The following is a 12488-nucleotide window of genomic DNA, read 5'->3' as shown; positions in this document are numbered from 1 at the left end:
TCTGGACCGGTCCGTTTCGACCACTTCGGTACATATATGGACCGAACACTCCGGGGCTGGGAGCGCGCAATGACGACGGTGCCGCCACATCGACCGCCCCGAATCGACGCGCCCGAAGTGCCGTCCTACGAACTCGGGCTGCTCGGTGCGCTCGAAGCGGAGTCCGTGCACATCTTCCGGGAAGTCGCCGCGACCTTCGCGCGTCCGGTGCTGCTGTTCTCCGGCGGTAAGGACTCCGCAGTGATGCTCCACCTCGCGACGAAGGCGTTCTGGCCGGCGCCGCTGCCGTTTCCGGTGCTGCACATCGATACCGGGCACAACTTCGACGAAGTCATCGAGTTCCGCGACCGCACCGTCACGCGGAACGGGCTGCGCCTGCTCACGGCGTCGGTGCAGGACGACATCGATGCCGGACGGACCGTCGAAGACGACGGGCCCCGCGCCACCCGCAACCGGCTTCAGACGGGAACACTGCTGCGGGCACTGCGGGACGGCGGTTTCGACGCCGTGTTCGGCGGTGCCCGCCGCGACGAGGAGAAGGCCCGCGCCAAGGAACGCATCTTCAGCCTGCGAGACGAGTTCGGACAGTGGGACCCGAAAGCGCAACGGCCGGAGGTGTGGCGCCTGTACAACGGCAGGCACCGCCCCGGCGAGCACGTCCGGATCTTCCCCCTGTCCAACTGGACCGAACTCGACATCTGGCGCTACATCCGCGACGAGCGCGTCGACCTGCCGTCGCTGTACTACGCCCACCGACGTCCGGTCGTCGAGCGGGACGGAATGCTGCTCGCCCACACCCGGTTTCTCACGCTCCTACCCGGTGAGTCGGCACGGGAGACCCTCGTCCGGTTCCGCACCGTGGGCGACGCGACGTGCACCGGTTGCGTCGAATCCGCCGCGAGAACCGCGGACGAGGTAGTCACCGAAGTTGCCGCGAGCCGCGTCACGGAGCGTGGCGCCACCCGCGCCGACGACCGCATCTCCGAGGCCGGAATGGAAGACCGCAAGAAAGAGGGGTACTTCTGATGCCGGGCCTGCTGCGCATCGCCACCGCCGGCAGCGTGGACGACGGCAAATCCACTCTCATCGGCCGGCTCCTGTTCGATTCGAAGGCGGTCTTCGAGGACCAACTCGACGCGGTGACCCGCACGAGCCGCGACCGCGGAGCCGATCGCGCCGATCTGTCGCTGCTCACCGACGGGCTGCGGGCGGAACGCGAACAGGGCATCACCATCGATGTCGCGTACCGCTACTTCTCCACCCCCCACCGCACATTCGTCATCGCGGACACTCCGGGGCACGAGCAGTACACCCGGAACATGGTGACCGGGGCGTCCACAGCCGATCTGGCGCTCGTCCTCGTCGACGCCCGCAAAGGCATCGTGCGCCAGACCCGGCGACATGCGTTCCTCGCCGGGTTGCTCGGCGTGCGGCACGTGGTGCTGTGCATCAACAAGATGGACCTCGTCGACTGGTCGCGAGAGCGGTACGACGAGCTGTGCGACGAATTCCGCACCTTCGCAACCAAACTCGACATACCCGACCTCACGTTCGTTCCGGTCTCGGCGCTGCACGGCGACAACGTCGTCTCGCGCACCGCGAACATGCCGTGGTACGAGGGCGCGTCGTTGCTGCACCACCTCGAACAGGTGCACGTCGCCTCCGACACGAACCTGATCGACGCGCGCCTGCCGGTGCAGTATGTGATCCGCCCGCAGGACGCCGGCCGTTCCGGGTTCCGTGGCTACGCGGGAACGGTCGCGGGCGGCGGGTTCGCGCCCGGAGACGAAGTCGTCGTGCTTCCGTCGGGCTTCGGCACCCGCGTGCGGAACATCTGGGGCCCCGGAGGCGCCGCGCTCGAGCACGCGTACGCGGGATCCGCGGTCTGCGTCGAACTCGACGACGACCTCGACGTCGGTCGCGGAGACATGCTGTGCAGACCCAACAACCGGCCGCTCGTCGGCCACGAACTCGACGCCATGGTGTGCTGGTTCGACGACCGCTCCGCACTCGACCCGGACGCCCGCTACGTGCTGCTCCACACGACCCGTTCCGTGACCGCGCGGGTCGTGCGCCTGGACTACCGGCTCGAAGTCGACACGCTGCACCGCGACGAGACCGCACCCTCGCTGGGTCTCAACGAGATCGGCCGGGTGCAACTGCGCACCCGGCAACCCCTGCTGTTCGACCCGTACCGGCGCAACCGCACCACCGGCAGTTTCGTGCTCGTCGACGACAGGACGGGCAACACCGTCGCAGCGGGGATGATCACCGGCCCTACCCTCGGTGGCACGGCGGTGGTGTGGCACTCGTCCGAAGTCGGGCGCGGCGACCGCGGGGGGACGGGCGCAACCGTGTGGCTCACCGGACTGTCCGCCTCCGGCAAGTCGACCGTGGCGGTCGAACTCGAACGCCGACTGCTCGCGGAAGGGATCCCCGCCTACCGACTCGACGGGGACAACCTGCGGCACGGGCTCAATTCCGATCTGGGCTTCGGAGCGGAGGATCGCGCCGAGAACGTGCGCCGCGTGGGCGCGGTCGCCCAGATGATGGCCGATGCCGGTTTGGTTGCCATCTGTGCGCTCATCAGCCCGTACCGTGCCGATCGCGAACGAATCCGGCGGCAGCACGAGGAGGCGGGTATCCCGTTCCTGGAGGTCTTCGTCGATACGCCGCTCGCGGAATGCGAAGCACGCGATCCCAAGGGGATGTACGCGCGGGCCCGCGCGGGTGAGCTGACGGGGTTCACCGGCATCGACGACCCGTACGAACCGCCCCGATCTCCCGAACTGGTACTGCGCCCCGGTGACGGCACCGCGGCAGCCCAGGCGTCGCTCGTCGTGCAATTGTTGACGGCATGACCGACGATCAGCTCGACGACGCCCGACTCGCTGCCGAGATCGCCTCCGGTGCAGGTGAATTGTTGTTGACCGTGCGCGCGATCGAGGGTGACGCTCTCAGCGGCCGTGACCTGGGGCGTCGCGGTGACCATGCCGCCAACACCTACATCCTCGACCGGCTTGCCGCCGCGCGCCCGCGAGACGCAGTGCTCTCCGAGGAATCCGCGGACGATCCGGCACGGGTGGACGCGGACCGGGTCTGGATCGTCGATCCGCTCGACGGCTCGAAGGAATACGGGATGCCCGGCCACGTCGACTGGGCAGTGCACGTGGCGCTGTGGGAGGCGGGCAAGGGGCTGACCGCCGGAGCGGTCGCGCAACCCGCGATCGGCGCGGTACACAGCACCGACGACCCGGCACCGACGTGGGGTTCGCTGCGCCGGCGCCCCCGCATCGTCATCAGCGGAAGCAGGCCTCCCGGTTTCGTGTTCGAACTCGCACGCGACCTCGGCGCCGACCTGGTCCGGATGGGCTCGGCGGGTGCGAAGGCGATGGCGGTGGTCCGCGGTGAGGCAGATGCCTACATCCACGCGGGCGGGCAATGGGAGTGGGATTCGGCAGCGCCGGTCGCGGTCGCGCAGGCAGCGGGCCTGCACTGCGCGCGGATCGACGGCAGCACGCTCGAATACAACCGGCCGCATCCGTATCTGCCCGACCTCGTGATCTGCCGCAGCGACTGGGCGCCCGCTGTGATGGCTGCGCTCGCCGAGCACGCCGCGGCGCCCGGCGACAGCCCCCGGGTGGCCATGGCCCGCGCGTACATCCGCTCGCTCGTCCGGCACGATGCCACGGACGTGCGGTTCGCGGCCGACGCGTGGCGCGTGGAGAACGGGCAACGCACCGGCGACAGCGGCGCGGACATCCGCCACCGCCTCGAACACGGCGCCGAGTACCTGCCCATCCGAAGGGTGCGAGACCTGCACTTCCACGAGTGGCACCACAGTGTCGTCGCGCGGTTCGTACTCGATATCGCTGCGGGCCCGGCCTCCGAAACCTCCGTTTCGGTCACCGAGCATTTCGACATCCCGGCGGGGGAGATCCGTTCGATCGTCGCGATTATCGAGCCCGTTCCGGAAATCGGCTGAACGGTATGTGTAGCGTCGGTCCGATTTCATTTTTCGTTGGGAGGCATCACGAATGACCGAAGCACGCGATATCGGAGACGGCATACATGTCGTACCGGTCCCGGTGGCAGACCTGCCCGTCGGCGACACCCAGGTCTACGTGATGGAGTCCCCGGGCGGCGTGGTCCTGGTGGACGTGGGATGGGACGACGACCGGTCCTGGGCGGCGTTGCAGAACGGTCTGGCGACGGCCGGACTGTCGGTGACCGACGTCGAGGGAGTGGTGGTCACCCACTTCCATCCCGACCACGTCGGTCTCACCGGACGAATCCGGGAAGCATCCGGCTGCTGGGTCGCCATGAACGAGGCCGACTTTCCGCACCTCGAGGCGATGACGTCCGGAACCGACCGGAGCACCGAGGAAGCGGAACTGTTGCGCCGCGCGGGGGCTCCCGCATCGGAGATCGACGACCATCTCGCGTCCGCGGTCTACCCGCCCGGCCGGCCGGACATGATTCCCGACCGCAAACTCGCGGCCGACGAGGTGATTCCCCTGACGGGACGCTCGTTGCGCACCGTCCTCACGCCCGGTCACACGGCCGGCCACGCGTGTTTCCTGCTCGAAGACCACGGCGTGCTGTTCAGCGGCGACCACGTGCTGGCCACCACCACCCCGCACGTCGGTGAATTCGACTTCCCGCTCCCGGAGCGGGACGCGCTCGGCGAGTACCTGACGTCCCTGGCGGCGGTATCGACGCTGCCCGTCCGGCGCACTCTTCCGGCGCACCGGCAGGAGATCGACGACCTGCCGCGCCGGACCGGGGAACTCATCGCGCACCACGATCAGCGTCTCGACGATCTCTACGACGCGTTCGGCGACGAAGAGCTCACCCTCTGGGAGGCCACGTCGCGGATGCGCTGGTACCGGCCGTGGAACGAAACACCCATGCAGGGCAAGAAGATGGCGCTCGCGGAAGGGTCCGCGCACGTGCGCCAGCTGATCGAGCGGGGGCGGATTCGCCGGCTCCCGGGGACCGACCCGGCTCGGTTCGCCCGGTTCTGACGGCACCGCTCGCCGAACCGGACATCGGAAAACGACGACGGCCCCGCTTCGAAAACGAAGCGGGGCCGTCGTGGTGGTGCCCTCGGCAGGATTCGAACCTGCGACTTCTTGCTCCGGAGGCAAGCGCTCTATCCCCTGAGCTACGAGGGCAATCCGGGCCCACCGGATGACCGGCGGTGCGGGAGCTAGCCTAGCGCATTGTGCGCGCAACTCCACATCCGCAGGTCACGGGGGCAATCCGGACTCACGCCGCCGGTCAGTTCATCGGCAACGGTTCGCCACCGCGCTCGGTGAGCATGGAGGTGATCAACTCGGACTCACCCTGCTGGGTGCCGAGCATCTTCCGGGCAATGTTGCGCACCACATCCGTGGTGGCGTACTGCGCGCCGTACTCCATCATCGGCAGACCGCCCTGGTGGTGACGCAACATGAGCTGGAGGAACAAGACGTCGAGTTCGGTGCCCCGCGCAGCACGCAGCGCGGCGAGATCCTCGGACGATGCCATGCCCGGCATCGCCGTCGCGCCCGGCATGTCCGCGGCGCCGCCGGCCCCGTGGTCGTGACCGCTGCTCTCGGTCATCCAGGTCATGTACTCACCGACGGGGAGCGGAGGGAACCCCCACAGAGTGAGCCAGCCCTGCATCTGGCCGACCTGATTCTGCTGGGTGGTCAGAATGTCGTACGCGAGACTGCGCACCCGCTCGTCCTCGGACATCGTCACCGCGACCGCGGCCATTTCGATCGCCTGATTGTGGTGCACCGACATGTCCTGCAGGAACCCCACGTCGACCGAGTCCGCCGCCGGAGTCGCGGGCGACCGGTCCTCGAGCGGAATCCGCGCGAGGAAGCCGGCGAGGAAGCCGACGGCCACAGCAGCGACCGTCAGCAGCACCAGGAACAAACGCCGGTGACCCCGCTCGTCGGTCGGGTGTGCGGTGATCTCGGTCATTCTCAGCTCCCGGCCGGAACCTGCATGTCGGCAGGGATCTGCTCGGTGCCGTCGACGGTGCCGCCGTTCATCGGTACCGCGTCCGCGCCGGGCGCCGAGGCGTCGAAGGGCGGCGGGTTCGCCGGATCGAACGATCCGGGGAGCGTCGAACAGCTCGCACCGACCTCGGGGTAGGCGTACTGATTCAGGCGCAGCGAGGCGATGAACTGGTCGATGCGCTCGTCGTCGGCGCTGTCGACCTTGAGCTGATGACCCCACGACTGCAACGAAATCGGGGAATCGAGTCCCGGGTACGGCGACATCATCGTGTAGCTGCGGCCGTCGACCTTGGATTCCAGCGTGTCGCGTGCGGCGTCGTCGATCACATCCGGGTTGTAGGCGATCCACACCGCGCCGTGCTCGAGCGAATGCACCATGTGCTCGGTCCGTACCGGCTGGTCGTACACGGTGCCGGTGCAGGTCGCCCACACGGAGTCGTGCGGTCCGCCGAACGGAGGGGTGTAGTCGTACGCCACGCGCTGCGTCGCACCGACGTGCTGACCGGCCTCGTAATCGACCGTGACGATGCCGTCGATCGCCGTCGACGGATCCTGATTGGACTCCGTCGGCGACCAGGCAGCCATCTCCTGCTGATTCTGGTACTTCGGCACGATGCTCACCGCGATGACCGCGATCAGGACGACGACGAGAGCGACGCCTCCGATCATCACCCACGGGATCTGGCGTTGTGAGGGCACGCCGCGTGAACCGCGGCTCTGCTTCTTGGCGGCCGCGATGGCCTTCGACGACTTGGCTCCGGTTTTCTTGTTACCGGGGCCACCACTTACAGAACCGCTGGGCATCGCTGGTTGCTCTTTCGACGGGTGGACAAAGAAGATGCGAGCCGCCGAAGCGCGCACGCAACGACAACTCTACGGGCGTCGCGGTGACAACGGCCCCGGCGTCGGCTATGGGGGAGCGTCCGCACCGCTTTGGACGAGCCAATAGGATGAACACCTGTGACTCCTTCCGACCTTGCCGAATTGCTCCGTGGAACCGCCGCGACCGTCCTCGCCGATCGTGGTCTCGACGTGTCCGTCCTCCCCGAGACCCTCACCGTGGAACGTCCGCGCAACCCCGAGCACGGCGATTACGCGACCAATGTCGCAATGCAGGTCGCGAAGAAGGCCGGAGTCAACCCCCGTGAGCTGGCCACCTGGCTGGCCGAGGCGCTCACCGCCGCAGACGGCATCGACTCGGCCGAGGTCGCCGGTCCCGGATTCCTCAATATCCGGCTCGCCGCCGACGCTCAGGGAGCGATCGTCGCGAAGGTCCTCGACGAGCGCGACGAGTACGGCAACGGGGGCGACCTCGCCGGAAAGAAGATCAACCTCGAGTTCGTGTCCGCGAACCCCACCGGTCCGATCCACCTCGGTGGCACCCGCTGGGCCGCGGTCGGCGACGCGCTCGGCCGGGTCCTGACCGCGCAGGGCGCCGAGGTCACCCGGGAGTACTACTTCAACGATCACGGCACCCAGATCGACCGCTTCACGCGGTCGCTGATCGCTTCGGCGCTCGGCCGGCCCGCCCCGGAGGACGGGTACGCCGGTGCGTACATCGTCGACATCGCCGGTGAAGTGCTGAAGCAGCGGCCGGACGTGCTGGATCTGCCCGAGGAGGAGCGCGACGAGGTCTTCCGCTCGATCGGTGTCGAGCTGATCTTCGCCCACATCAAGCGGACCCTCCACGAATTCGGCGTCGACTTCGACGTCTACTTCCACGAGAACTCGCTGTTCGAATCCGGCGCGGTGGAGAAGGCGGTCGAGACGCTCAAGGCCTCCGGCAACCTGTACTTCTCGGACGGCGCATGGTGGCTCAAGAGCACCGACTTCGGAGACGACAAGGATCGCGTCGTCATCAAGTCCGACGGCAACGCCGCCTACATCGCCGGTGACATCGCCTACTTCCAGAACAAGCGGTCGCGGGGCTTCGACCTGTGCATCTACATGCTCGGCGCCGACCATCACGGCTACATCGCCCGGCTCAAGGCGGCCGCGGCAGCGTTCGGTGACGATCCCGACACCGTCGAGGTCCTCATCGGCCAGATGGTCAACCTGGTGCGCGGCGGCGAGGCCGTCAAGATGAGCAAGCGCGCGGGCACCGTGATCACCCTGGACGACCTGGTCGAGGCGATCGGCGTCGATGCCGCCCGGTACGCGCTCGTCCGCTCGTCGGTCGACCAGAGCATCGACATCGATCTCGAGTTGTGGACGAGCACGACCAGTGAGAACCCCGTCTACTACGTGCAGTACGCGCACGCACGGCTCTCGTCGATCGCGCGCAACGCCGCCGACCTCGGTCTCGGCACCGAGGGCGCCGACCTGTCGCTGCTGACGCACGACCGCGAAGGCGATCTCATCCGCACCATCGGTGAGTACCCGCGCGTTCTCGCCAAGGCAGCCGAACTGCGTGAACCGCACCGGGTCGCCCGGTACCTCGAGGAACTCGCCGGCACCTACCACCGGTTCTACGACTCCTGCCGCATCCTGCCGATGGGCGACGAAGAACCCGGCGCCATCCACACCGCGCGCCTCGCGCTGTGTGCCGCGGCCCGCCAGGTGCTCGGCAACGGACTCGAACTGCTCGGCGTCTCTGCCCCGGAGCGGATGTGAACGCGCATCCGGCCGGACCTCGGCACGCAGAGATCCCGCACGCCCCCGCCCTCGCCGAACGTCCTCGCGACGCCGGTGAACTCAACAAGCTGCACCGACAGATCTGGCCCCGCAACGCGAGTCGCGCCGACGACGGCGTCATGCAGGTCGCGGGTGTACGCGTCACCGACCTCGCCGAGAAGTACGGCACACCGCTGTTCGTCGTCGACGAGGACGATTTCCGGTCGCGGTGCCGCGAGATCGCCGAGGCCTTCGGCCCGAACGCACGAGTGCACTACGCGTCGAAGGCCTTCCTGTGCACCGAGATTGCGCGCTGGGTCCACCAGGAGGGGCTGTCGCTCGACGTGGCCTCCGGCGGCGAACTGGCCGTCGCGCTGCACGCCGGCTTCCCCGCCGACAAGATCGCCATGCACGGCAACAACAAGTCCGTGCACGAACTGCGAAGCGCCGTGGGCGCCGGTGTCGGACATATCGTGCTCGACTCGATGGCCGAGATCGACCGCCTCGACGAGATCGCCGGTGAACTGGGTGTCGTGCAGGACGTCCTGATCCGGGTCACCGTCGGTGTCGAGGCCCACACCCACGAGTTCATCTCCACAGCGCACGAAGACCAGAAGTTCGGCCTGTCGCTCGCCGGAGGCGCCGCAATGGGCGCGATCCGCCGGGTGTTCGCCACCGGCAACCTCCGTCTCGTCGGCCTGCACAGCCACATCGGCTCGCAGATCTTCGACGTCGACGGATTCGAACTCGCCGCGCATCGCGTGATCGGGCTGCTGCGCGACGCCGTCGCCGAGTTCGGCCTGGACAAGACCGCGCAGATGAGCATCGTCGATCTCGGCGGTGGTCTCGGCATCTCGTACATCCCGAGCGACGACCCGCCGCCGGTTGCGGACCTCGCGGCGAAGCTCACCGACATCGTGCGCAACGAGTCGGCCCTCGCCGGCCTGCCCGAACCGACGATTGCCGTCGAACCCGGACGTGCAATCGCCGGCCCGGGCACCGTGACCCTGTACGAGGTGGGCACCGTCAAGGACGTCGGCGTCGGTACCGGCCACACCCGCCGCTACATCAGTGTCGACGGCGGCATGAGCGACAACATCCGCACCTCGCTCTACCAGGCCGAGTACGAGTCGCGGCTCGTCTCGCGGGTCAGCGAGGCGGAACCTGTCGTCGCGCGCGTCGTGGGCAAGCACTGTGAGAGCGGTGACATCGTGATTCGTGACGCCTGGATGCCGTCCGACGTGGGCGCCGGTGATTTACTGGCGGTAGCCGCGACGGGTGCATACTGCTACTCGATGTCCAGCAGGTACAACCTGCTGCCCCGTCCTGCCGTCGTGGCTGTCAAGGACGGCGTCTCGCGTGTCCTGCTACGTCGGGAAACCGTCGAAGATCTGCTCAGCTTGGAGGTTGCGGAGTGACCAACTCAACGACCGATGCACCGGGGCAGCGCCCCGTCGGTGTAGCGGTACTCGGCCACGGCACGGTAGGGGCCGAGGTCGTGCGGATCATCCGTGACGACGCTGCGGACCTTCGTGAGCGCATCGGCGCCCCGCTGGAACTGCGCGGAATCGCGGTGCGGGACCTGTCCTACGACCGGGGTGTGCCGGCCGAACTGCTCACCACCGACGCCGAAGCGCTGATCACCCGTGACGACGTGGACATCGTCGTCGAGTTGATCGGCGGAATCGACCTCCCGCGCAAACTGGTGCGTGCGGCGCTCGACGCCGGTAAGTCGGTCGTCACCGCGAACAAGGCCCTGCTCGCCGCGAACACCGGCGAACTCGCCGAAGCCGCCGAGTCGCACAACGTCGACCTGTACTTCGAGGCCGCGGTGGCCGGCGCGATCCCCGTGATCCGTCCGCTGACGCAGTCGCTCGCGGGTGACCGGGTCGACCGCGTCGTCGGCATCGTCAACGGCACCACCAACTACATCCTCTCCGCGATGGACGAGACCGGTGCGGACTACGCGGAGACCCTCGCCGAGGCGGGCCGGCTCGGATACGCCGAAGCGGACCCCACCGCGGATGTCGAGGGTTACGACGCGGCGTCCAAGGCCGCGATACTCGCCTCGATCGCGTTCCACACGCGGGTGACCGCCAACGACGTGTACCGCGAGGGCATCTCGACCATCACGGCCGCGGATCTCACCTCCGCCCGCGCCCTGAACTGCACCATCAAACTGCTCGCGCTGTGCGAACGGGTGACAGGTCCGGACGGCAAGGACCGCGTCTCCGCGCGGGTGTACCCGGCTCTCGTGCCGCGGGAACACCCCCTGTCGACGGTGAGCGGCGCGTTCAACGCCGTCGTGGTCGAGGCCCAGTCCGCAGGGCGGCTGATGTTCTACGGCCAGGGCGCCGGCGGCGCCCCGACCGCATCTGCCGTGATGGGCGACGTCGTGATGGCCGCCCGTAACCGTGTGCAGGGTGGCCGCGGACCGCGCGAGTCCCGCTACGCGAAGCTCGATATCGCTCCCATGAGCGACATCGTGACCCGGTACTACGTGAATCTGCAGGTCGCCGACCGCGCCGGTGTGCTCTCGGCAGTCGCCGCCGAGTTCGCGACCCGGGGCGTCAGCATCGCCGCTGTTCGTCAGGAGGGCGCCGCAGAGAGTGCCCGCCTGGTGGTGGTCACGCACCGTGCCACCGATCGGGCGCTGGCGGACACCATCGCTGCGCTCGACAAGCTCGAATCCGTTATTGCTGTGACCAGCGTCCTGAGACTGGAGGGATCCGCCGAATGAGTGCGGCCGAAAAGAACACTGCTCCCGTGCACACCCCGTGGCCCGGGCTGATCGAGGCGTACCGCAGTCGCCTCCCGATCGGTGACGGCTGGAAGACGGTGACGCTGTGCGAGGGCGGTACGCCGCTGCTTCCGGCACCCCGTCTGTCGGAGATCACCGGCTGCGAGGTCTACGTCAAGGTGGAAGGTCTCAACCCCACCGGGTCGTTCAAGGACCGCGGCATGACGATGGCTGTCACCGAAGCACTCGCGACCGGTAAGCAGGCCGTGCTGTGTGCCTCGACCGGCAACACGTCCGCGTCGGCCGCGGCATACGCGTCGCGCGCCGGTATCGGCTGCGCCGTGCTCGTGCCGCAGGGCAAGATCGCGATGGGCAAGCTCGCCCAGGCGGTCATGCACGGCGCGAAGATCGTGCAGGTCGAAGGCAACTTCGACGACTGCCTCGAACTCGCCCGCAAGACGACCGCCGAGTTCCCCACGATCGGGCTCGTGAACTCCGTCAACCCGGTCCGCATCGAGGGTCAGAAGACCGCTGCCTTCGAGATCGTCGACGCTCTCGGCGATGCGCCGGACGTGCACGTGCTGCCCGTCGGCAACGCCGGCAACATCACCGCCTACTGGAAGGGCTACTCCGAGTACTTCGCCGACGGCGTGAGCACGCGCCGGCCCCGGATGCTCGGCGTCCAGGCGGCCGGTGCCGCCCCGCTGGTACTCGGACACCCCGTCAAGGATCCCGAGACCATCGCCACGGCCATCCGGATCGGCGCTCCCGCGTCGTGGAACGGTGCGGTCACGGCGAAGGACGAGTCGAACGGTGCGTTCCGTGCTGCCACGGACGAGGAGATCCTCGAGGCGTACCACCTGCTCGCGAAGTCGGAGTCGATCTTCGTCGAGCCTGCCTCGGCTGCCTCGATCGCCGGTCTGCTCGCCGCCTCCAAGGACGGTTGGCTGCCCCGCGGTCTGCGCGTCGTGTGCACGGTGACCGGCAACGGGCTCAAGGACCCGGACACCGCACTGCGCGACGTTCCCGTCGTGGAGCCGATCTCGGTCGATCCCGTCGCAGTGGCGTCGGCGCTCGAGTTGGTCTGAGTTGACCGCAACGCCTTCCTCTGTTGGGAATCA

The 12488-nt window shown here is 68.1% G+C and carries 10 protein-coding genes and 1 tRNA gene; 8 read left to right on the top strand and 3 right to left on the bottom strand.

The window, feature by feature from the left end:
* The first annotated feature begins 69 nt into the window (after positions 1-69).
* From cysD to AC0B44_RS11640, 4 genes are read left to right on the top strand one after another with little or no spacing between them, the layout of a single operon-like run.
* Complete coding sequence (cysD, locus tag AC0B44_RS11655) at positions 70-1026, top strand: sulfate adenylyltransferase subunit CysD (RefSeq protein ID WP_471903147.1); 957 nt, start codon at positions 70-72, stop codon at positions 1024-1026.
* A complete protein-coding gene (gene cysC, locus AC0B44_RS11650) occupies positions 1026-2861 on the top strand; it encodes an adenylyl-sulfate kinase (RefSeq protein WP_471903039.1) in 1836 nt (611 codons plus the stop codon). Before cysD ends, cysC begins: the two co-directional genes overlap by 1 nt.
* The gene (locus AC0B44_RS11645; RefSeq protein WP_471903038.1) at positions 2858-3985 is read left to right on the top strand and encodes a 3'(2'),5'-bisphosphate nucleotidase CysQ; all 1128 of its coding nucleotides are present in this window, start codon (positions 2858-2860) and stop codon (positions 3983-3985) included. The genes cysC and AC0B44_RS11645 overlap by 4 nt, the downstream gene beginning before the upstream one ends.
* 52 nt (positions 3986-4037) lie before the next feature.
* On the top strand, positions 4038-5027 hold the full coding sequence (locus AC0B44_RS11640; RefSeq protein WP_471903037.1) for an MBL fold metallo-hydrolase: 990 nt from the start codon (positions 4038-4040) through the stop codon (positions 5025-5027).
* Positions 5028-5101: 74 nt separating this feature from the next.
* On the opposite strand, the gene AC0B44_RS11635 is transcribed toward AC0B44_RS11640, so the two are convergent.
* The 3 genes from AC0B44_RS11635 to AC0B44_RS11625 form a co-directional block, all read right to left on the bottom strand.
* Positions 5102-5177 (bottom strand) — tRNA-Arg (locus AC0B44_RS11635).
* 106 nt (positions 5178-5283) lie between these two features.
* Positions 5284-5976: a DUF305 domain-containing protein gene (locus AC0B44_RS11630; protein WP_471903036.1), complete on the bottom strand. Its 693-nt coding sequence runs from the start codon at positions 5974-5976 to the stop codon at positions 5284-5286.
* Between the two features lie 2 nt (positions 5977-5978).
* The gene (locus tag AC0B44_RS11625; protein ID WP_471903035.1) at positions 5979-6818 is read right to left on the bottom strand and encodes a DUF3105 domain-containing protein; all 840 of its coding nucleotides are present in this window, start codon (positions 6816-6818) and stop codon (positions 5979-5981) included.
* A 156-nt stretch (positions 6819-6974) separates the two neighbouring features.
* On the opposite strand from AC0B44_RS11625, the gene argS reads away from it, so the two are divergent.
* The 4 genes from argS to thrC are packed head-to-tail and all read left to right on the top strand — an operon-like array spanning position 6975 to position 12455.
* Positions 6975-8627 carry an arginine--tRNA ligase gene (argS, locus tag AC0B44_RS11620; RefSeq protein ID WP_471903034.1) on the top strand — a complete coding sequence of 551 codons (1653 nt, stop codon included), beginning with the start codon at positions 6975-6977 and terminating at the stop codon, positions 8625-8627.
* Positions 8624-10045: a diaminopimelate decarboxylase gene (gene lysA / locus AC0B44_RS11615; RefSeq protein WP_471903033.1), complete on the top strand. Its 1422-nt coding sequence runs from the start codon at positions 8624-8626 to the stop codon at positions 10043-10045. The genes argS and lysA overlap by 4 nt, the downstream gene beginning before the upstream one ends.
* The gene (locus tag AC0B44_RS11610; protein WP_471903032.1) at positions 10042-11367 is read left to right on the top strand and encodes a homoserine dehydrogenase; all 1326 of its coding nucleotides are present in this window, start codon (positions 10042-10044) and stop codon (positions 11365-11367) included. The genes lysA and AC0B44_RS11610 overlap by 4 nt, the downstream gene beginning before the upstream one ends.
* Positions 11364-12455 (top strand): threonine synthase, encoded by a 1092-nt coding sequence (gene thrC, locus AC0B44_RS11605; RefSeq protein WP_471903031.1) that lies wholly within the window; start codon positions 11364-11366, stop codon positions 12453-12455. Before AC0B44_RS11610 ends, thrC begins: the two co-directional genes overlap by 4 nt.
* Positions 12456-12488: the final 33 nt, after the last annotated feature.

It is taken from the genome of Rhodococcus sp. NPDC019050 (genome assembly GCF_055664235.1).
Note: the sequence above shows the minus strand (reverse complement) of the source record. Positions and strands in the feature narration are given on the sequence as shown.

Coding starts and splice junctions, on each gene's coding strand:
- AC0B44_RS11625 (WP_471903035.1), bottom strand. CDS start 6,818: ATGCCCAGCGGTTCTGTAAGTGGTGGCCCCGGTAACAAGAAAACCGGA.
- AC0B44_RS11640 (WP_471903037.1), top strand. CDS start 4,038: ATGACCGAAGCACGCGATATCGGAGACGGCATACATGTCGTACCGGTC.
- AC0B44_RS11645 (WP_471903038.1), top strand. CDS start 2,858: ATGACCGACGATCAGCTCGACGACGCCCGACTCGCTGCCGAGATCGCC.
- cysD (WP_471903147.1), top strand. CDS start 70: ATGACGACGGTGCCGCCACATCGACCGCCCCGAATCGACGCGCCCGAA.
- cysC (WP_471903039.1), top strand. CDS start 1,026: ATGCCGGGCCTGCTGCGCATCGCCACCGCCGGCAGCGTGGACGACGGC.
- thrC (WP_471903031.1), top strand. CDS start 11,364: ATGAGTGCGGCCGAAAAGAACACTGCTCCCGTGCACACCCCGTGGCCC.
- AC0B44_RS11630 (WP_471903036.1), bottom strand. CDS start 5,976: ATGACCGAGATCACCGCACACCCGACCGACGAGCGGGGTCACCGGCGT.